The following is a 20,539-nucleotide window of genomic DNA, read 5'->3' as shown; positions in this document are numbered from 1 at the left end:
CACGATGTCTCCTTGCTTCCCGGGTTGCCGTTTATCTGGAGCTGCGCTCCGTCACGGTCTGCCGTCTGCGGTCTGGGTGGGTACGTTGCGGTACTGCCTGCCGGGGTTACGACGGTCGGGAATGTCTGGCGGGGATTCTGGGGGCGTTTCTCATCCTTGTCTCCTGTTGTCATCCCGGGTTGCCATGCGGCCCGTTACGGGGTCTCAGGCTTTCCGGTATCTCGTCGATTCACCAGTAGTTAATTATGTTACCAAGGGTGTTTCGAGGTGAGTATAGAAACGGCTGGGAGCCAAGGCAACGGAAGATTTGTATCGCGTTGCAAAGCGTCCCGGCCGCCTCTTCCTTACTGCTGCGCTGGCTGTCCCGGGCGCGGCCCGCCCAGCGTTTCCACCACCGCATGCCCTGCCCGCCGGTTGCGCCACCAGCCCACCAGCGTCAGCCCCAGCCAGAAGCACTGGGTCAGGAACGAGGCCAGGTTGAAGGCGCCGGTCAGCGAGACCAGGATGCAGCTCGGCCCGATCACGTTGAGGACGACGGCCAGCCTGCCGGTCGGGGATTTGTGCAGGACCTGCACGGCAAAATGCGCGGCAACGTAGGCGGCAACGCCGACAAGTCCGGTCGCGTCGGTAAGACCCAGGGAGGCCATGGTGGTAGGAAGCGGTAAAACAGCGGTTGAAGATTGCCGTCAGAACGTCTTGGTCAGCGAGACCAGGAACGTGCTTTTCAGCGGGTTGGAAACGGAAGGGTTGCCGGACGAATCCAGCGCCCCGGTGGTGTACTTGTCGTAGACGTCGGTGCGCCCCCAGCCGCGGGTATAGGCGCCGGTCACGGTCCAGCCGCCCTCGAAGGCCTTGGACAATGCCACGCGCACGTCGCGGAAGCTGTAGGCGGAAAAGTTGCGCACGCGCTCCTGGCCGTAGTGCAGCAGCAGCGAGACGCCGTGGCCCAGGTCGAAGGTGCCGTTGATATCCAGGTAGCCCGAGCCGCGGCTGTGCAGGTCGTTGCCGGCGAGCAGCGAGGCGCTGTTGTAGCCAAAGTAGTCGGGCGTATAGGTCAGCCAGTACTTGACGTTGAACCACTTGTACGTCAGCGACGCGACGGCCTCGCCGTAGTTGTACCTGGTCTGCGCGTACTGCAGCTTCGCGCCCGGGTACAGGTAGTAGTAGACCTGCCCGGCATAGGTGAAATCGCCGACGGTGCCGGTGTAGCCGGCATACAGATCCCATTCGACGGTGCCGCCCTCGATGAACTTGTCGCTGATGCTCGACATCCACGTACCCGCGGAGAAGCCGCTGGGGTGGGCGTAGTCGATGCCGCCCTGCACCGCAGGCTTGCCCCAGGTCTGGCGGAAACCGCGCGATACGTATTGCGATGTCAGCGTCAGGTTGGCGCTCAGCGGCGCGGGCGATGCGGCCTCGGCCGGCGGCACGGTAGCCGTGACCTGCGGCACCGGCGCCACGGCCAGCGTGGTTTCGGCCCCGGCACTCGTCTGCGCCTGCGCGGTCAGCGCCTGGCACAGCAGCAGGGGCAGGGCGCCTTGCAGGGCCCGTCTTGAAGCAAAGCATTTGCACAGCATGGAAGTCTCCTCCTTGCAGCCGGTCTGCGTTTGTTCTGGGTAGCCGGCTTCGTGGTGTGGGTGCGCGGCGCCCCGACCGGACGCACGCTGCCCGCCGGGGACCGAAGTCCCGGAAGCACATGCGTCGGTCAGGGGTTCTGGCGGGAAGCCCGCGCCGCTCCGCCTGGTCAGGCGGGCATCGGCATCGGCATTCGCGCAGTGGTGGCTGGCGGATGCCGCACCGCGTCTGCCTGCGACCCGCCGCGCGCGGTGGCGGCCTTGTAGTAAGGCGCCGTCGAGCGTTGCAGCGGTGCGCGTCCGCGGATCACGTCGGCCAGCTTCTCGGCCATCATGATGGTGGGTGCGTTCAGGTTGCCGGTGATGATCTTCGGCATGATCGAGGCATCGACCACGCGCAGACCCGACAGCCCGTGCACGCGGCCCTGGTTGTCGACCACCGCCATCGGGTCGGAGGCGTCGCCCATCTTGCAGGTGCAGGACGGGTGCAGCGCGGTCTCGGCATGCTCGCGCACGAAGGCGTCGATCTCGGCATCGCTCTGCACCATCATGCCGGGCTTGATCTCGCGGCCGCGGAACTGGTCCAGCGCCTGCTGGCCGATGATCTCGCGCGTCAGGCGCACTGCGGCGCGGAACTCGCGCCAGTCGACGTCATGCGCCATGTAGTTGAACAGCAGCCGCGGCTTCACGCGCGGGTCGCGGCTGGCCAGCTTGACAAAGCCGGTGCTGGGCGAGCGCATCGAGCCCACATGGCACTGGAAGCCATGCGACTGCACCGGGTTGCTGCCGTCGTAGTTCATCGCCAGCGGGATGAAGTGGTACTGCAGGTTGGGCCAGGCAAAGTCATCGCTGCTGCGGATAAAGCCGCCCGCCTCGAAGTGGTTGGAGGCCGCGGTGCCGGTGCCGCGCAGATACCATTCGATGCCGATCGCGGGCTTGTTCCACCACTTCAGCGCCGGGTACAGCGATACGGGTTTGGTGCATTCGTACTGCAGGTACATCTCGAGGTGGTCCTGCAGGTTCTCGCCGACGCCCTTCAGATCTGCCACCGACTCGATGCCAAATGCGCGCAGCTCGTCCGCATTGCCCACGCCGGAGCGCAGCAGCAGTTGCGGCGAGGCGATCGCGCCATTGCTGACGATCACTTCGCGGCGCGCACAGGCTTCACGCACGTGGTCGCCCTGGACGTATGAGATGCCAGTGGCGCGCTGACCTGAGAACAGGATGCGGTCCGCCAGCGCACGCGTATGCACGGTCAGGTTGGGCCGGTCTTTCGCCTGGTCCAGGTAGGCCAGCGAGGTGCTGCAGCGGCGCCCGCGCGCGGTGGTGGTGCGGTCCATCGGACCGAAACCTTCCTGGCGATAGCCGTTCAGGTCCTGGGTCTGGCCATAGCCGGCCTGCTCGCCGGCCTTGATAAAGGCGCGGAACAGCGGGCTGATATCGGGCTTGGGCGTGGTCACGTGCAGCGGGCCGTTGCCGCCATGGTAGTCGTTGGCGCCCTTGTCGTAGGTCTCGGCCTTGCGGAAGTAGGGCAGGCAGTCGGCGTAGCTCCAGTTCTCCAGCGACTTGTTCTCTGCCCAGCCGTCGTAGTCCATGGCGTTGCCGCGGATATAGACCATGCCGTTGATCAGCGACGAACCGCCCAGCCCCTTGCCGCGGCCCTGCGTCATGCGTCGGTTGTTCATATGCGGCTCGGGCTCGGTCACATAGGCCCAGTTATAAGTCGTGCCCTGCAGCGGATACGCCAGCGCAGCCGGCATCTGGGTGCGCCAGTCCAGGCGCCAGTCCGGGCCGCCAGCTTCCAGCAGCAGCACCGAGACATCGGCATCCTCGGTCAGCCGCGCGGCCAGCACGCAGCCGGCCGAGCCCGCGCCGACGATGATGTAGTCGTACTCATGGATTGCCTGCATGGTGCAATCTCCTTGTTTGCGTGACGCCGTGCGTGGCAGCCCGGGGGTGGGTCCGCCGCGCACGCGATTACGAAGTCAGCTGCGCTCAGGCGCCAAACCAGCCCATCGCCTTGGGGGCCAGGTTGATATAGCTGTGCTTGAGTTCGGTGTACTCGTCCAGGCCGACGCGGGCCAGTTCGCGGCCGATGCCGCTCGCCTTGTAGCCGCCCCACGGCGCTTCCGGGAAGTACGGGTGGTAGTCGTTGACCCACACCGTGCCGAAGCGCAGGCCGCGCGACATCCGATTCGCCTTGTCCAGGTCGCGGGTCCAGACCGCGCCGGCCAGGCCGTACGGGGTGTCGTTGGCGGCACGCAGCACTTCCTCCTCGGAGCGGAAGCGCTCGGCCGTGATCACCGGCCCGAAAATTTCCTCCTTCGCAATCTTCATGTCGGCCGTCACGTCGGCCAGCAGCGTCGGTTCCAGCCAGTAGCCCTTCTTGAATACGTCGCCCGCCGGGCGCTTGCCGCCGTGGACCAGGCGTGCGCCCTCGGCGATGCCGGCCTGCACCATGCCCAGGATCTTCTCGTGCTGTTGCGCCGACTGCACCGGGCCCATCTGGGTCTCGCCATGGAAGCCGTTGCCGATCACGATGCGCGGCAGGCGCTCGGCCAGCCGGCTGATGAATGCATCATAGATGCTGTCCTCGATCATCAGGCGCGAGCCGGCGGAGCAGACCTGCCCGGCGTGGAAAAACGCGGCGTTGAGCGCGTAATCGACCGCGGCGTCCAGGTCGGCATCGGCAAACACGATGTTCGGGTTCTTGCCGCCCAGCTCTAGACCGATGCGCTTGAAGTTGCCGGTGGCGGCCTTCATGATGCTTTCTCCGGCGTAGGCGCCGCCGGTGAAGGACACCAGGTCCACGTCCAGGCTCTCGGCCAGATCGGCGCCCACTTCGGCGCCGCCGGTCACCAGGTTGAACACGCCCGGCGGCAGGTCCAGCTCGGCCACCAGTTGCGTGAAGTGGTGCGTGGTCAGCGGCGTCAGGTTGCTGGGCTTGATCACCACGGTATTGCCGGCGCCCAGCGCGGGCGCGATCTTCCACGCCGCCTGCAGCAGCGGGTAATTCCACGGCGTGATCAGGCCGCATACGCCGACCGGTTCGCGCAGGGTGCGGCTGATCACATGGTGCGGCGCTTCGTTGACGGCGCCCGACTCGGATGCGACCAGCCCCGCGAAGTAGCGGAACGTGGCGGCGATATCGCCCATGTCGGTGCGGCTCTCGGTCAGCGTCTTGCCGGTATTGAGCGACTCCAGGTGGGCGAGCTTCTCTGCGTCGCGGTCGATCAGTTCGGCGATCTTGTTCAGCAGTTTGGCGCGGTCACGGATCGTCGTCTGGCGCCACGGGCCGTCGAAGGCCTTGCGCGCAGCGGCGATGGCCAGGCGCGCGTCGGCGCGGGTGGCTTCGGCGGCCTGGGCGATCACGGACTCGTCGGCCGGGCTCAGGATGGCGCGCGTGCCTTGGTCGATGGGCGACTGCCACTGGCCGTCGATATAGAGCTGGGTCTGGATCATTGCTGCGGTTCCGGTTCGGTGGTTCGTTTCAGGCGGCCAGGGCGTCGAGCACCATTTGCTGGAAGTGCTGCACGCCGTGCTCGCCGATGGCGGAGGTCTTGTCGTCGGTGACCAGCAGCGGGCCCTGCCCGTTGCGGTAGCCGCGCGACTTCAGGCCGCGCTGCACCGATTCGACGATGCTCAGGTCTTCGGGCTTGAGCACGTTCTTGTAGTACTCGATCAGCTGTTCCTGCTCGGCCGTGGGCGTGCTGTCGCGGAAGTAGAACTCGAAGTGCTGGATGGTGGTGTCGGCATCCACCGGGAACATGTAGAAGACGCCGTAGTTGCCGTCGCCCGGGAGCACGTTCAGCGTGACGTTGGGCCACAGCCAGTACGCGGCGAAGTCGGTGTTGGGGGCGTCGCTGTCATAGGTGAAGGCGTCGCTGCCCGAGCGGGTCTGGCCGACCTGGCTGGTGTAGAGTCCACGCACTTCGTGCTTGTAGGTCTCCATCCTGATCGACTCGACCAGCGCCGGGTGCGCGGTCTGGCAGTGCAGGCATTCCAGGTAGTTGTCGACCACCACCTTCCAGTTGGCCTTCATCTCGTAGCTGAGCTTGTGCGCCGGCACCAGCTTGTCGACATCCGGGCAGCGGGCGCGGATTTCGTCGTTCAGGCCGGCGGCCTGCTCGGCCAGCGGCTTCGCGTCCATGTCCAGGTTGACGAAGACCAGGCCGCAGAACTCTTCCACGCGCACCGGCGTCAGGCCCGCGTTGTCCTTGCAGAAGCCCGGCACGTTCTCGGCGTTGCGCACATGGATCAGCTTGCCGTCCAGGCCGAACGACCAGGCGTGGTAGGGGCAGGTGATCACGTTCTTGGCCTTGCCGGCGCCATCCGCAAACAGCTCATGGGCGCGGTGCGGGCAGACGTTGTAGAACGCGCGCAGCACGCCGTCGCGGCCGCGCACGACGAACACGTTCTCGCCGGCCACCTTCACCGTGGCGTACTGGTTGTTCTCGGCCACCTGGCTCTTGTGCATCACGCACACCCAGCTGCGCGCGAAGATCGTCTTCTTCTCCTGCTCGAAGACTTCCTGCGAGGTGTAGTAGTCGGCCGGCAGCGTGTAGGCCAGCGGCGGGGTGGTGCCGCAGACGGGGGCGGTGGTGTCTTGCATGGGGTTGTCTCCTCGTTGGTCTCGGTGCTTTATCGATTTACTAACAGTAAATTAAATTACTATGGGTGATGTGGGATGAAGTCTAGTGAGGAGCGCAGGGGTGCTGCAATTCAAAAAACCGATGAAAATGATCTACTCGATGGTTAATGGCTATCAATTCGCGCGATTTGCGGTGATGGTGTAAGGTTCGAGTTACTCAATTCACCATCGGTTGAAAAAAAGTGGAGGGGATGCCCATGACGGAAGACACTTTTGCCACGCGCCTGAAGGGGGTGCTGGAAGGCAAAAGGATCATGCTCAAGCAGGTGGCAGAGGCGCTGTCGGTGTCGCCGTCGGCCGTGCACAAGTGGACCCGTGGCGGCGAGATCGAATACGAGCGGCTGCTCGCGCTGGCGCGCTTCCTGGGTGTCAACTGGCTGTGGCTGCGCTACGGCGAGCAGGCCATCGCCGACCTGGAGACCAGTATCGCCTCTGACCCGCACATCAAGGAACTGCGCCAGAAGCACCTGGCGGAGATCATGGAGAGCGAGGCGCGCATGAAGTTCGCGCAGGAGGTGTCTGGCATCGTCACGTGGGAATGGAACGTGCTGACCGATGGCCTGACCTACTCGTCCAACGACGTCACGCTGTTCGGCCGCCATATCCGCAACATGGACGACTTCTGGGCCTGCGTGCACCCGGCCGACGTTGCGCGCCTGCGCGAGGTGCTGGCGCGCACGCTGGGCGCGCAGGAGATGCACGAGTGGGAGTTCCGCGTCGTGCATGAGGACACCACGCGCTGGATCTCGTCGCGGGCCACGCTGGTGCGCGATTTCGACCAGCGCCCGGTCAAGATGATCGGCGTCAGCCTGGACATCACCGAGCGGCGACGCGCCGAGGCCGCGCTGCGCCAGAACGAGGCGCTGCTGGCCAAGGCGCAGGAGATTGCCCACCTGGGCGGCTGGTACTGGAATATCCAGACCGACGACTGCGCCTGGACCGACGAGGCCTACCGCATCTTCGGCTGGGCCCCGCAGGCGTTCAAGGTGACCATGGAGCGCTACCTGGCGTCGATCGTCGAGGAGGACCGCGCCCGCGTGCAGGCCGCCATCCGCGCGGCCATCGTCGACAAGGCGCCATACAGTGTCGACTACCGCATCCAGCTGCCCGACGGCAGCCATCGCGACATCCATGAGGAAGGCGAGGTCACGTTGGACGAGCACGGCAACGCCCTGACCATGGTCGGCGCCTCGCAGGATGTCACCGGGCCGGCAGCGCCGCCGGCAACCGGCGGCGGCAAGACCCCGCGCAAGCGTGCGGCGGACAAGCCACGCACAGCAGCCTGACAGCGCCGGGGGGCGGCATGCATTGCCGCCCCATTTTCATTGTGGCGGGGCGCCCCGACAGCTGTAACGACTGTTTCATTGGGGTTCGGGGCCGTTGCGGCAAGGACTTTCGTGCCTGCGCCGCATCGTGGGTGTTTCATTTCCGCGCCTTAGGAAACAAATGTTGCATTGACTCGGATCATGCCCCTATACTGCAAACGCGTAGCCGGGGCCTACCCAGGTACTGGACGGGATATCGAGATGCAAGTGCAAAGGCAGCAGCAAAAGCGACGGTTCATGGCCACCCTGTTATGGCTGGGCGCCGCGGGCCTGGCTGGGCCGGCAGTGGCGGACAGCTATCCGTCGCGCCCGATCCGCCTGGTGGTGCCGTCCGCGGCGGGCGGCAGTCCCGACGTGCTGATGCGCGCACTGGGCGCCGAAGTCGGCAAGTCGCTGGGCCAGTCGTTTGTGATCGACAACAAGCCCGGCGCCTCGGGCGTGATCGGAATCTCAGAACTGGAACGCGCCGCGCCTGACGGCTACACGCTGGGCTACGCCAACAACGTGACGCTGTCGATCAACAAGAGCACCTTCCGCAAGCTGCCGTACCGGCCCGATGCCTTCATGCCGGTGGTGCTGCTGTTCAAGGTGCCGAACGTGATCGCGGTGAAGCCGGATATGCCGGTGAAGACCATTGCCGAGCTCGTGGCCTATGTGAAGGCCAATCCGGACAAGGTCACCTATGCCTCGCCGGGCCAGGGCACGTCCGGCCACCTGACCGGCCAGCTGCTCGCGGACAAGGCGGGGCTCGCCTGGACGCACGTCGGCTACAAGGGCAGCCCGCAGGCCGCCACCGATGTGATGCGCGGCCAGGTCAATGTGCTGATCGACAACATGCCGACCATCCTGCCGCTGATCAAGGCCGGCAAGCTCAAGCCGCTGGCGGTGACCAGCCTGGCGCGTTCGCCGCTGCTGCCGGCGCTGCCCACCATCGCGGAGTCCGGCGTGCCGGGTTTCGAAGGGGTGGCCTGGGGCGGCCTGGTGGCGCCGCAAGGCACGCCGGCCGACGTGGTGGGCAAGCTCAACGGCGCCTTCAACCGCGCGCTGGTGGATCCGGCCATCAAGGACAAGTTCGCCGCGCTCGGTGCCGAAACGGTCGGCGGCAGGCCGCAGGCGCTGGCCGGCTATGCCGCGCGTGAAACCGACAAGTGGGCGCCCGTGGTCAGGCAGGCCGGCATCACGCCGCAGTAACGCCCGCCGAAGAGACAAGGATTTGACGATGGCATCGCAACCCGCCGCGCCCCGGCGCGCCGACCTGATCTTCCGCAACGCCACGGTGGTGGACGGCACGGGCGCAGCCCGCCGCGTGGCCGATGTTGCCGTCGCGGGCGACCGTATCATCGCCGTGGGCGACTGCGGCGACATGGCCGCGGACCAGACCGTGGACGCAGCCGGCCGCGTGCTGGCACCGGGCTTTATCGATGCCCACACGCACGACGACGGCTACCTGCTGGTGCATCGGGACATGACCCCCAAGGTGTCGCAGGGCATCACCACCGTGGTGACCGGCAATTGCGGCATCAGCGTGGCGCCGCTGGTCAGCAGCGCGCCGCCGCAGCCGCTGGACCTGCTGGGGCCGCCCGCGCTGTTCCGCTTCGATACCTTCGCGCAGTGGCTCGACGCGCTGCGCGCGACGCCGGCCAATGTCAACGTGGTGCCGCTGCTCGGGAATTCGACGTTGCGCGTGCGCGCGATGCCGCAACTGGACCGGCCCACCAATGAGGCGGAAGTCGCCGCGATGCGCGACGAGGTCAGGCTGGCGATGGAGGCGGGCGCCTTCGGTGTGTCGACCGGCACGTTCTATCCGCCCGCGGCAGCCGCCACCGAAGCCGAGATCATCGCCGTGTGCGAGCCGGTCCGCACCCACGGCGGCCTCTATTCCACGCACCTGCGCGACGAGACCGACGACATCGTGCCGTCGATCGAAGAAGCGCTGCGCATCGGCCGCGCGCTCGACTGCCCGGTGGTGTTCTCGCACCACAAGGTGGCGGGCAAGCGCAATCACGGCCGCTCGGTCGAAACCCTCGGGCTGCTGGCTGACGCCGCGCGCCTGCAGCCGCTGTGCCTGGACTGCCATCCCTATCCCGCGACCTCGACCATGTTGCGGCTGGACCGCGTGCGCCAGTCCACGCGCACCATGATCACCTGGTCCACCGGCTACCCGGCCGCGGGCGGCCGCGACTTCCACGAGCTGATGCAGGAGCTTGGCCTGGACGAGGACGCGCTGCTGGCAAAGCTGCGTCCCGCGGCGGCGATCTACTTCATCATGGATGAGCGCGACGTCGAGCGGATCGCGCAGTTTCCGCTGACCATCTTCGGCTCCGACGGCATGCCGTTCGACCCGCGCCCGCATCCGCGCCAGTGGGGCACCTTCCCGCGCATCCTGGCGCGCATGGTGCGCGAAGACCAGCTGATGACGCTGGAAACCGCGATCCACAAGATGTCCGGACTGGCCGCGCAGCAATACGGGCTGGCAGACCGCGGCCAGATCGTGCCGGGTGCGTTTGCCGACCTGGTGCTGTTCGATGCGGACCGCGTGCAGGACCGCGCCACCTTTGAAGACCCGCTGCAGCTGAGCACTGGCATCCACGGCGTCTGGGTCAATGGCGCCCGGGTCTGGGAACAGTCCGCGCAGGCGGACAGCGAGGGCAGCGCACTGCCCGCCTTCTCCGGCCGTGTGCTGCAGCGCCGCCCCACCGAAAACACTTCCGTCCGCCGCTGACGCGCGGCCAGGCACCACCAACACACCATCATGACCCACGTATTCCATCGCAATCCGCGCCAGAAGCTGCCCGTTGCCGTTGCCGGGCAGGGCATCGAACTGATCGACAGCGAAGGCCGGCGCTATCTGGACGCTTCCGGCGGCGCTGCCGTGTCGTGCCTGGGGCACGGCCATCCGCGCGTGATCGAGGCGATCAAGGCGCAACTCGACAACATCGCCTACGCGCATACCTCGTTCTTCACCACCGAGGTGTCGGAGACCCTGGCTGACACGCTCGTGCAAGCGGCGCCGGGCGACCTGGACCATGTCTACTTCGTCTCGGGCGGCTCCGAAGCGGTGGAGTCGGCGCTGAAGCTGGCGCGCCAGTATTTTGTCGAAGTGGGGCAGTCCAGCCGCCGCCACTTCGTCGCGCGCCGCCAGAGCTACCACGGCAACACCCTGGGCGCGCTGGCCATCGGCGGCAACGCCTGGCGGCGCGAGCCCTTCCTGCCGCTGCTGGTGCCGGCGCACCACGTGTCGCCGTGCTATGCCTACCGCGACCAGCAGGCCGGCGAGACCGACGCGCAGTACGCACAGCGCCTGGCCGACGAGCTGGAAGCCAAGATCCTGGAACTGGGCCCCGACACCGTGGCCGCCTTCGTCGCCGAAACCGTAGTGGGTGCCACCGCCGGCGCGGTGCCGCCGGTGGGTGACTACCTGAAGCGCATCCGCGCCGTGTGCGACAAGTACGGCGTGCTGCTGATCCTGGATGAAGTGATGTCAGGCATGGGCCGTACCGGCTACCTGTTCGCGTGCGAAGAGGATGGCGTGGTGCCCGATATCGTCACCATCGCCAAGGGCCTGGGTGCCGGCTACCAGCCGATCGGCGCGATGCTGTCGACGCGCCGGATCTACGACGCCATCGTCGGCGGCAGCGGCTTCTTCCAGCATGGCCACACCTATATTGGCCATGCCACGGCCTGCGCCGCGGCGCTGGCGGTGCAGCGAACCATCGCCGAAGACAACTTGCTGGCCAACGTGCTGGCGCGCGGCGAGCAACTGCGGGCACGGCTGCGCGAGGCGCTGGGCGATCATCCCAACCTGGGCGATATCCGTGGACGCGGCTTGATCGTCGGCGTGGAATTCGTGGCCGACCGCGATAGCAAGGCCACGCTTGATCCGGCGCTGAAGACGCATGCACGCCTGAAAGCCGCCGCCGTGCAGAACGGCCTGCTGGTCTATCCGATGGGGGGGACGGTCGATGGCGTGCATGGCGACCACGTGCTGTTCGCACCACCGTTTATTTGCACGCCGCAGGATATCGACAGGATTGTCGAGCGCTTTGCGGCGGCGGTGCAGGCGGTGCTGCCGGCTAGTGTGACGGCCTAAGTCACTGAAGACGTCAGCTTGCCGCTGGTTTTCTCCCCTCTCCCGCTTGCGGGAGAGGGGCAGGGCGTGAGGGTGGGCACTGGCATACCATCGGCTGTACTTCGTGGAGACTCCCGCCCTCACCCCAACCCTCTCCCGCAAGCGGGAGAGGGAGCACACAAGCGGTTAGCGGGCCATGGCGGCAGCGGCAGCGCTGCCCACATCAGCCGAACGCAGCAACCTGCCTGAATGCGCCATGCCCCGGCGCTTGTGCTGACACCGGTTCCGCATCCAGCTTGAACTCGCCCACCACGCGCTGCAGCTCGGTGGCCTGGCCCGCCAGTTCGTGCGACGCACTGGCCGCCTGCTCCACCAGCGCCGCATTCTGCTGCGTCACGGTATCCATCTGCGCCACCGCCTCGTTGACCTGCGCGATGCCGGCGCTTTGCTGTTCAGATGCCGCCGTAATCTCGCCTAGCAGCCCGGTCACGCTGGCCACTGCCTGAACGATCTCCTGCATGGTCTCTCCCGCCTGGCCCACCAGTGCCGAGCCGCTGTCCACCTGCTGCACCGAATCGTCGATCAGCTGCTTGATCTCCCGCGCCGCCGACGCACTGCGTTGCGCCAGCGTGCGCACCTCGCCCGCCACCACGGCAAAGCCACGGCCCTGCTCGCCCGCGCGCGCTGCTTCCACCGCGGCGTTCAGCGCCAGGATATTGGTCTGGAAGGCAATGCCTTCGATCACTTCGATGATGTCGGTGACCTTGCGCGAGCTGGCGCTGATCGCCGACATGGTCTGCACCACATTGCCCACCACTTCGCCACCGCGCGCGGCGATGCCCGATGCGGTTGCCGCCAGCCCGTTGGCGGCGCGGGCGCGTTCGGTGTTCTGCTGCACCATCGAGGTCAGCTCCCCCATGCTGGACGCCGTCTCTTCCAGTGCCGCCGCCTGCTCTTCCGTGCGCTGCGACAGGTCGGTATTGCCCGCGGCAATCTGGTGCGAAGCGGTGGTGATCGAATCAGTGGAAGCGCGGATGCGTGTCACCAGGTCGGTCAGCATGTCTTCCATCTCGCCCAGGCCGCCCAGCAGCCGGCCAAACTCGCCGCCGCGCTCGGTGTCGAACTCCTGGCTGAGGTCACCCGCCGCCACGGTTTCGGCGATGTAGACGGCCTCGGACAACGGCGCCTCGATGCTGCGCGCCAGAGCCCAGACCGCGCCCACCGCCAGGCATAGCCCACCCACGCCCAGCGCGATCAGCAGTTGCCGCGCATCGGCCGCATCCTGCATCCGCGGCAAGGCCACCGCGATCCCGATCGCCATCAGCGACCACATGGCGCCAAACGCCGCGCCCAGGCGTATGCGAATCCCCAGGTTCTGCATGTCTCTCTCCCGTTTCCACCTCAGAAGTGCAGGCACCGGCGTGCCGGCTGCCTGTCTTGCCAATGTCTTCGCTGGCCAACTCTTGTTTAACGGCCGGGACGGTGCGGTCTTTAGCGGTTTCCTGGGCAAGCCGGCCTATGCCGCCGCCGCGTAGTCCGTATACCCCCGCGCATCTCCGCCAAACAAGCTCTGGCTGTCAAAACCAGCCAGCGGCAGGCCGGCTGCAAAGCGTGCCGGCAGATCCGGGTTGGCGACAAAGGGGCGCCCGAACGCGACCAGGTCGGCCAGCCCCTGGCCCAGGATGCGTTCGGCGCGGGCCTGGTCATACTTGCCGGCCACGATCACGCGTCCCTTGTAGGCGGCGCGCAGCGCATGGCGGAAGTCTTCGGGGATGTGCGGCGCGTCGTCCCAGTCCGCTTCCGCCAGGTGGATATAGGCGACGCCGGCGGCGTCGAGCCGCTGCGCCAGCTGCAGGATGGTCGGAATGATCTCCGGGCAGTCCATGTTGCGCTGGGTGATGAAGGGCGCAAGGCGGATGCCGGTGCGGTCGGCGCCGGCTGCGCCGGCCACGGCGGCGACCACTTCCTCGGCAAAGCGGATGCGGTTGGCGATGGCGCCGCCGTAGCCGTCGTTGCGGTGGTTGGAGGTGGTGCGCAGGAACTGGTCGACCAGGTAGCCGTTGGCACCGTGGATCTCCACGCCGTCAAAGCCGGCGCGCATGGCGTTGGCGGCGCCGCGGCGGAAGTCTTCAATCACGGCGCGGATATCGGCCCCGGTCATGGCGCGCGGCACCGGGCAGTCGACCATGCGGCCGACGCCGTCTTCACCGACGACCCAGACCTGCGCGTCGGGCGACAGCGACGACGGCGCCACCGGCAGTCCGTCGGCATGGAAGCTGGCATGCGACATCCGGCCGACGTGCCACAGTTGCAGCACGATGCGTCCGCCGGCACGGTGCACCGCATCGCTGACGCCGCGCCAGCCCTGCACCTGCGCTTCGCTATGGATGCCGGGCGTGAAGCTGTAGCCCTGGCCCTGGGGCGAGACCTGGGTGGCCTCGGTGACGATCAGGCCGGCGCTGGCGCGCTGGGCGTAGTAGGACGCCATCAGCGCATTGGGCACGTTTCCGGGCTGGCTGGTGCGGGCGCGGGTCATCGGTGCCATCACCATGCGGTTGGGCAGCGAGAGCGGGCCGAGGAGCAGGGGGCTGAACAGCTTTGGGGCGGTCATGGTTGGGTTCCTCGTGGGTGCAGGGTGTCGATGCGTCATCGTCCCACTGGCCTTCCCTTTGAAAAACCCCGCATCATTTGCTGCGGCTATCAATTAAAATTTGAAGATCACAGCCATCCGGGAACAACCGATGAAGGCCCTGCAAGACCTGGATATCTTCGTACGCACCGCCGACAGCGGCAGCCTGTCGGCCGCCGCGCGGGCGCTGGACCTGACCCCGGCCGCCGCCAGCGCTGCGCTCAAGCGGCTGGAGGCGGAACTGGGCGTCCAGCTGTTCGTGCGCTCCACCCGCACCATGCGCCTGACGCAGGCGGGTGAACTGCTGCTGGCACAAGGCCGGCCGGCGCTGGACGCGTTGCAGCAGGTCGGCCAGCAGCTGGCCACCGGCGTGCAAGCGTTCCGCGGGGCGCTGAAGCTGTCGGCAACCTCGGATTTCGGCCGCAACCTGCTGCTGCCGTGGCTCGATGCCTTCCAGGCCCGGCACCCACAGGTGGAGATCCGTCTGCATCTGACTGACCGCATCGCCAATATCTACAGCGATCCGGTGGACGCGGCGTTCCGCTATGGCGAGCCGCCGGACTCCAACCTGGTCGCCTTGCCGGTGGCGCCTGACAACCGCCGCGTGCTGTGCGCGTCGCCGCAATACCTGGCACAGCACGGCACCCCGGACACGCCGCAGGCGCTGTCGGAGCACAACTGCCTGTGCTACATGCTCGGCGACGAGGTGCATGACCGCTGGCGCTTCTGGCGCCATGGCACCGATGCCGTTACGGTGCGCGTGCGGGCCTTCAATGTTTCCAACGACGGCGACGCGGTGCACCGCTGGGCGCTGCTCGGCAAGGGGATCGCGTACAAGGCCTATTTCGATATGGCCGAGGACCTGGCCGAAGGGCGCTTGCAGGCGCTGTGCACGGACTGGGGCACCGAGGCGTCGCCGCTGTACATGGTGGTGCCGGGGCGGCGGCAGGTGACGCCGCTGCTGCGGGCGCTGCGGGATTTCGTGGCGGAGCGGACGGCGGAGCTGGCGGCGCTCGTTGCCCGATAAGGTGGGGGTGTGCGGCAGTGGCGGCATGCCTTGCTCTGGACGAACGATCCCGCCGTGGTATGTTCTGCCCGTCGCGCGGCCTTCGGGGCCGCAACCCGCCCACCGGACCGCATGAACCAACCCATCGACACCGCCGACGACGATTTCGTCGACAACTACACCCCGGCCCTGCTGGCCCAGGCCAGCCAGCTGATCTCGGGGGAATTCCACGTGATCGTGCAAGCCAATGGTTTCACCATCTCAGACTGGCGCGTCCTGTCCACGCTGTCCGGCGGCAAGCCAATCAGCATCGGGGAACTGGCGCAGGTCTCGGTGACCAAGCAGCCCACCGTGACGCGCCTGCTCGACCGCATGGAGGCGCAGGGCTACGTCAAGCGCATCCCACACGAGACCGACCGGCGCATCACGCTGGTGCGCATCACGCCGCGCGGGCAGAAGCTGACCTCCACCCTGATCGCACAGGCCCGGGCCCACGAGGACCATGTGCTGGCGCCACTCGGCAAGAAGAAGGCCGACGAGCTGCGCGCCACGCTGAAGCTGCTGATCCACCTGCACCGCCCTGCCAACTGAGGCCAGGGCCGCGCCTCAGGCCGGCCGGCGCATCTGGAATAGCATCGACTTGCTGACCTCGTAGTAGTCGGCCGGGCCGCCACCGCGCAGGATGGGGCGTGCGGCGGCGGTGTCATAGACCCCGTCCGGCAGGAAGGCCCGGTCGATATGCACGCCAACTACCTCGCCCAGCACCATCCAGGTATCGAGCATGGCGCCGTCGGCCTGGTTCAGCTGCATGACCTTGGTCGCGCGGCACTCGAACGATACCGGGCTCTCCTGCACGCGAGGCGCCGACACCAGGCGCGACGGCACCGGCGTCAGGCCCGCCAGGCCGAATTCGTCGACCTCGGGCGCGACGCCGGCGCTGGTCATGTTCATGCGCTCGGCCAGCGGGCGCGTCACCAGGTTCCAGACAAAGTCGCCAATGTCCTCGACGTTGCGCACGGTGTCCTTGTAGCCGACGCTGGAGAACGCCACCACTGGCGGCGTGTAGTTGAAGACGTTGAAGAATGCGTAGGGCGCCAGGTTGGCGCGCCCGGCCTTGTCCACCGTCGAAATCCAGCCAATCGGGCGTGGGCCGACAATGGCGGCCAGCGGATCGTGCCGCAGCCCGTGACCGCGCGTGGGCTCGTAGAAGTGAATGTCGTCCATGTGCATGTGCGAAGCGTCGTCCCCGCGGGAACAGGGACGACGAAAGCGTGGAATGGCGCTCAGTACTTGCCGCTCAGCAGCTCACCGCAGCCGGCGACCTCGGCGCGCAGGTTCAGCTTGCGCAGCATCTGCCAGGTGGTGGCCACCGCCGCCGACACCGTCGGGATGCCCGACTCGTCCTGCACCTTCTGGATCGACGGCAGCGACTGCATCTGCACGCAGGCCGACAGCACGATGGCGTCGACGCCGGTGGTGTCGATGCGCTTGTAGATCTCCAGCAGGTTGGCCGGGTCCTGCGCGGCGACCTGCAGGTTGTCGGGGATCTCCAGCGCGGTGTAGTCCTTGACCTCGATGCCTTCGCTCTCGATGTAGTCGACCACCATCTTCGTCAGCGGCTTCATGTACGGGCACACCACCGAGACACGCTTCGCGCCCATGGCGTGCAGGCCGTCCACCAGCGCGCCGGCGCTGGTCACCACCGGCGCGGGGTTGCCGTTGTCGACGGTGCGCTGGGTCAGGCGTGCCTCGGAGACGCGGTGATAGCCCTTGCCCATGCTCATGATGGCCACCAGGCAGGCGTAGCCCAGCATGTCGACGCGCGCGTCGGAGAGTTCGATGGCGCAGCGGTCGCTGTCGCGGTCCATGGCTTCCAGCTCTTCCTTCACCACCTTCTTCATGCGCATGCGGCTGGAGTGGAAGGTGAAGCGCTCGGCGAAGTCCTTCTCGCGCTCGCGCAACATGGCGGGGATTTCCGTCTCCATGGTGGTATTGGAGGACGGTACGATCTGCCCGATGCGCAGCGGCTTCTGGGGCGTCAACAGGAAAGACATTTACTTGCTCTCGGAAAGGTCGAATGCGTTGAGTTCCGCTTCCTCGGCGTCGAGGTCGAAGGCCTGGCTGGCGCCGTCCAGGAACTGGGCGGGCTGCAGCGGGCGGCGGTCGACGCGCAGGTCGAAGATGTCGAAGCGGTTGTAGTGGCCGGTGATGTCGTGCATCTGGCGCGGCTGGATGCAGCGCGACAGGTCGATGTCGGCGTAGACGATGCCTTCCGCGTCGATCAGCGGCTCGCCGATGACGCGGCCATCCGGGCCGAGGAAGCCGGAGAAGGCGCTGTTGCGGCGCGACAGCAGTTCGCGTGCCTTGGGATTCAGCGGGCTCATCGCTTCGATGATCTCTTCCGAAACCGTCGAGCACGACACCGCGGCGAACACCTTGCCCTCGAAGCAGTGGGCGGCGGCGCGTACCTTGATGGCCTCGGCCATGTCATAGTCGGCCGGTGCCACCGGCAGCGCGATATAGCTGGCCACGTGCATCAGCTCGCCCTGCGACAGCAGCGAAAAGCGCGCCAGCGTGTTGGTGTTCTCGCCGCAGGCCAGCGAGCCGAGCGGGCCGACGCTGGTCTGGTGCACGCGCAGCGCGGAGGCATCGCCGTTGGCCCAGGTCAGCTTCTCGGCCCAGGTGGGCACCAGCTTGCGGTGGCGGCCCAGGATGCGGCCTTCATCGCTGATGGTCACCAGCGTATTGAAGAGGGTGCCGACGCCGGTGCGGCTGCGTTCGTTCACGCCAACGATCACGTTGATGTGGTTGGCCTGCGCCGCCTGCGCGATCTTGCGGATCTCCGGGCCGGGGATCTCGATGGAAGCCTTGACCAGCTTCTCGAACCAGGGGCTGGCGTCGACCGGGTTGGTCAGCCAGCTCCAATAGGGGTAGCCGGCCACGAACACTTCCGGAAAGGCGACCAGCTTCGCGCCGTTGTCGGCGGCTTCCCTGATCAGCCGGCAGACCTTGTCGACCGTGGCATCGGCATCGAGGAAGACGGGGGCGGCCTGTACGGCCGCGGCCTTGAACTTGGGCAGGTTGAGCATATGTGTGCCTCGCTTGCAGCGGTCATCCCCGCTTGCGCGGGGATGACGGGGTTTAGACAGCCACCACCGGGTGGCGCAGTTCGCCGATACCTTCCACCGTGGCCACCACGGTGTCGCCCGGCCACAGCCACTCCTGCGGGGTGCGGCCCGCGCCCACGCCGTCCGGCGTGCCGGTGGCGATGATGTCGCCGGGTTCCAGCGCCATGCCCTTGCTGATGTCCGCGATCAGCGCCGGCACCTTGAACAGCATGTGGCGAGTGTTGGAGCTCTGCTTGGTCACGCCGTTGACGGTCAGCGACAGGTCCAGCGTGTGCGGGTCGGGGATCTCGTCGGCGGTGACGAGGACCGGGCCGAACGGGGCATAGGTGTCCTGGCCCTTGGAGTAGATCCACTGGCCGGCGCGGCGGCAGTCGCGTGCCGAGATGTCGATCATCACGCTGTAGCCGAACACGTAGTTGAGCGCGTCGGCTTCCTTCACGCCCTTGCCGCGCGTGCCGATGATGACGGCCAGCTCGACTTCCCAGTCCATCTGCTGCGTGATTTCCTTGTTGTGCTCGATGGCATCGCCCGGGCCGATCACGGTGGTGGGCGGCTTGGAGAAGATCACCGGCTCCTTGGGCAGCTCTTTCGAGGTGTCCAGGCTGCGGCTGGATTCAGCGACGTGCTCGACGTAGTTCAGGCCGATGCCCCAGATGTTCTTGCGCGGACGCGGGATCGGCGCCAGCAGCTTGACGTTGGAAGCCGGCACGGCCACGCTGAACGGGAGTTTGCCGCGATATTCGTTCAGCAGCGCGCTGGTCGAGCGGACTGCCTCGGGGCCCAGGTCGATGAACTCGAGCATGGTGGAGGGAATGTCCACGCCGACGGCGGCGCCGAAGCGGGCGAGGTCAACGACATTGCCATCGACGATGGCGCCCAGGCGGGCGGCGGCAGCGACTTCAGCGCGATAGGTTACGAGACGCATGGTTTGATAACTCCGGAAAAGGCCGCAATCGGTGCGGCTGCATAACTTGGAAAACAGGTACTGCTGAGGTTTAAAGGACGACCTGATGCCCGCCGTTCTCCGCCAGCGCCTGCTCGCGATAAAGCCCGAGCGAATGCATCACCGGCAGGTCGTTGAAGCAGAACAGCACGGCGTCATCGCTGGCCGACGCATTCGCGTGCTCATGGAAGGCCCACGACGGCACGCAGAAGATGTCGCGCTCGGTCCAGTCGAAGCGCTGGCCGTTGATGACCGAGTAGCCACTGCCCTTGGCTACCTGGTAGATGAAGCTGCCGGTGTGGCGGTGCGCCTTGGTGGCTTCGCCCGGACGCAGCAGCTGCATGCTGGCGCCGATGGTCGGCATCACCGGGCCGCCGGTGACCGGATTGACGTAGTGCATCAGCACGCCGTCGAACGGGCTGCCGCCGGTGACCTTGCTGTGGCGCACCAGTGCTTCGTAGGTCGGCGCCCATTCGTACTTGTAGAGCGGCGAATACGGCTGGGTCCAGTTGCCTTCGTGCGGGCGCAGGCCCTTGCCGCCCCAGATCGCCGGCATGTCGTCGAGCGGGTGAGTCACAGCTTGCTGCAGGTCAGGGTGCACAGCGTAGAAGCCGGCCTCCATGGCATTGACCAGCGGAATGTCCAGGCCGTCCTGCCAGATGCAGGTGGTGCCTTCGGCCGCCACGCCATGCTCATGCCAGGTGCCGTTGGGCGTGAGCACGAAGTCGTTGGCGTTCAGCGTCATCTTGTGGCCGTCGACGATGGTGTAGGCGCCGCTGCCTTCCATGATGAAGCGCAGCGCCGACGACGAGTGAGCGTGCGCTGAGGCGGCCTCGCCGGGATGCATCACCTGCAGGCCCGAATAGAGCCAGCCCACCGCCGCCGAAACGTCCTGGCGGCCCGGGTTGTTCAGGTAGATCACGCGGCGGCCGGCCTTCTCCGGTGTTACCAGGTCGACCGAGCGCAGCACGTGATTACGCAGGTCGCGGTAGCGCCACAGCACCGGCACCGATTCTGACTTCGGCTGCCACGGCTCGATCTTGTTGGCCACGGTCCAGAGCGCGCCGGTCTTGAGCGCATCGAGCTCCTTGTAGTAGGCGACCAGCTCGGGCGTGTCTTCCACGTCGGCGCGGCCGGCTACGTTCTCGCGGTAGGTGTCATACGAGGTATTCGACATCGTCTTCCTCTTTGGTCTGGTTTCTCCCTCTCCCGTG

General features: G+C 66.8%; 18 protein-coding genes. 6 read left to right on the top strand and 12 right to left on the bottom strand.

Annotated elements, in window-relative coordinates:
• Positions 1 to 344: 344 nt before the first annotated feature.
• The 5 genes from CNE_RS28310 to CNE_RS28290 all read right to left on the bottom strand — a co-directional run bounded on the left by CNE_RS28310 (position 345) and on the right by CNE_RS28290 (position 6,186).
• Positions 345 to 647, bottom strand: coding sequence for a CBU_0592 family membrane protein (locus CNE_RS28310; protein WP_013953723.1), 303 nt, complete (start codon positions 645 to 647; stop codon positions 345 to 347).
• 39 nt (positions 648 to 686) lie between these two features.
• Positions 687 to 1,577: a TorF family putative porin gene (locus tag CNE_RS28305; protein WP_013953722.1), complete on the bottom strand. Its 891-nt coding sequence runs from the start codon at positions 1,575 to 1,577 to the stop codon at positions 687 to 689.
• Between the two features lie 167 nt (positions 1,578 to 1,744).
• The gene (gene betA / locus CNE_RS28300; RefSeq protein ID WP_013953721.1) at positions 1,745 to 3,484 is read right to left on the bottom strand and encodes a choline dehydrogenase; all 1,740 of its coding nucleotides are present in this window, start codon (positions 3,482 to 3,484) and stop codon (positions 1,745 to 1,747) included.
• 85 nt (positions 3,485 to 3,569) lie between these two features.
• Positions 3,570 to 5,036: an aldehyde dehydrogenase family protein gene (locus CNE_RS28295; protein WP_013953720.1), complete on the bottom strand. Its 1,467-nt coding sequence runs from the start codon at positions 5,034 to 5,036 to the stop codon at positions 3,570 to 3,572.
• A 28-nt stretch (positions 5,037 to 5,064) separates the two neighbouring features.
• A complete protein-coding gene (locus CNE_RS28290) occupies positions 5,065 to 6,186 on the bottom strand; it encodes an aromatic ring-hydroxylating oxygenase subunit alpha (RefSeq protein WP_013953719.1) in 1,122 nt (373 codons plus the stop codon).
• 236 nt (positions 6,187 to 6,422) lie between these two features.
• On the opposite strand from CNE_RS28290, the gene CNE_RS28285 reads away from it, so the two are divergent.
• The 4 genes from CNE_RS28285 to CNE_RS28270 all read left to right on the top strand — a co-directional run bounded on the left by CNE_RS28285 (position 6,423) and on the right by CNE_RS28270 (position 11,640).
• Entirely contained in the window at positions 6,423 to 7,511 is a 1,089-nt protein-coding gene (locus CNE_RS28285) for a helix-turn-helix domain-containing protein (protein WP_013953718.1), read from the top strand.
• A 276-nt stretch (positions 7,512 to 7,787) separates the two neighbouring features.
• Positions 7,788 to 8,741 carry a Bug family tripartite tricarboxylate transporter substrate binding protein gene (locus tag CNE_RS28280; RefSeq protein WP_228772318.1) on the top strand — a complete coding sequence of 318 codons (954 nt, stop codon included), beginning with the start codon at positions 7,788 to 7,790 and terminating at the stop codon, positions 8,739 to 8,741.
• Positions 8,742 to 8,769: 28 nt separating this feature from the next.
• Entirely contained in the window at positions 8,770 to 10,272 is a 1,503-nt protein-coding gene (locus CNE_RS28275) for an N-acyl-D-amino-acid deacylase family protein (RefSeq protein WP_013953716.1), read from the top strand.
• Positions 10,273 to 10,302: 30 nt separating this feature from the next.
• Positions 10,303 to 11,640, top strand: coding sequence for an aspartate aminotransferase family protein (locus tag CNE_RS28270; protein ID WP_013953715.1), 1,338 nt, complete (start codon positions 10,303 to 10,305; stop codon positions 11,638 to 11,640).
• Between the two features lie 202 nt (positions 11,641 to 11,842).
• Here the strand turns inward: CNE_RS28270 and CNE_RS28265 are convergent, their stop codons facing one another.
• Positions 11,843 to 13,000 carry a methyl-accepting chemotaxis protein gene (locus tag CNE_RS28265; protein WP_013953714.1) on the bottom strand — a complete coding sequence of 386 codons (1,158 nt, stop codon included), beginning with the start codon at positions 12,998 to 13,000 and terminating at the stop codon, positions 11,843 to 11,845.
• Positions 13,001 to 13,135: 135 nt separating this feature from the next.
• Positions 13,136 to 14,230 (bottom strand): alkene reductase, encoded by a 1,095-nt coding sequence (locus CNE_RS28260; protein WP_013953713.1) that lies wholly within the window; start codon positions 14,228 to 14,230, stop codon positions 13,136 to 13,138.
• A 130-nt stretch (positions 14,231 to 14,360) separates the two neighbouring features.
• On the opposite strand from CNE_RS28260, the gene CNE_RS28255 reads away from it, so the two are divergent.
• Both CNE_RS28255 and CNE_RS28250 read left to right on the top strand, forming a co-directional pair.
• Positions 14,361 to 15,275, top strand: coding sequence for a LysR family transcriptional regulator (locus tag CNE_RS28255; protein ID WP_013953712.1), 915 nt, complete (start codon positions 14,361 to 14,363; stop codon positions 15,273 to 15,275).
• A gap of 111 nt (positions 15,276 to 15,386) precedes the next feature.
• A complete protein-coding gene (locus CNE_RS28250) occupies positions 15,387 to 15,845 on the top strand; it encodes a MarR family winged helix-turn-helix transcriptional regulator (protein WP_041228710.1) in 459 nt (152 codons plus the stop codon).
• Between the two features lie 15 nt (positions 15,846 to 15,860).
• On the opposite strand, the gene CNE_RS28245 is transcribed toward CNE_RS28250, so the two are convergent.
• The 5 genes from CNE_RS28245 to CNE_RS28225 all read right to left on the bottom strand — a co-directional run bounded on the left by CNE_RS28245 (position 15,861) and on the right by CNE_RS28225 (position 20,502).
• On the bottom strand, positions 15,861 to 16,484 hold the full coding sequence (locus CNE_RS28245) for a flavin reductase family protein (protein WP_013953710.1): 624 nt from the start codon (positions 16,482 to 16,484) through the stop codon (positions 15,861 to 15,863).
• A gap of 53 nt (positions 16,485 to 16,537) precedes the next feature.
• Positions 16,538 to 17,308 (bottom strand): maleate cis-trans isomerase family protein, encoded by a 771-nt coding sequence (locus CNE_RS28240; protein WP_013953709.1) that lies wholly within the window; start codon positions 17,306 to 17,308, stop codon positions 16,538 to 16,540.
• Entirely contained in the window at positions 17,309 to 18,343 is a 1,035-nt protein-coding gene (locus CNE_RS28235; protein ID WP_013953708.1) for a carbon-nitrogen hydrolase family protein, read from the bottom strand.
• A gap of 52 nt (positions 18,344 to 18,395) precedes the next feature.
• On the bottom strand, positions 18,396 to 19,307 hold the full coding sequence (locus CNE_RS28230; RefSeq protein ID WP_013953707.1) for a fumarylacetoacetate hydrolase family protein: 912 nt from the start codon (positions 19,305 to 19,307) through the stop codon (positions 18,396 to 18,398).
• Positions 19,308 to 19,377: 70 nt separating this feature from the next.
• The gene (locus CNE_RS28225) at positions 19,378 to 20,502 is read right to left on the bottom strand and encodes a cupin domain-containing protein (protein WP_013953706.1); all 1,125 of its coding nucleotides are present in this window, start codon (positions 20,500 to 20,502) and stop codon (positions 19,378 to 19,380) included.
• Positions 20,503 to 20,539 lie beyond the last annotated feature (37 nt).

Source organism: Cupriavidus necator N-1 (genome assembly GCF_000219215.1).
Taxonomy (GTDB): Bacteria; Pseudomonadota; Gammaproteobacteria; order Burkholderiales; family Burkholderiaceae; genus Cupriavidus; species Cupriavidus necator.
This window is presented reverse-complemented; position numbering and strand designations above follow the sequence as displayed.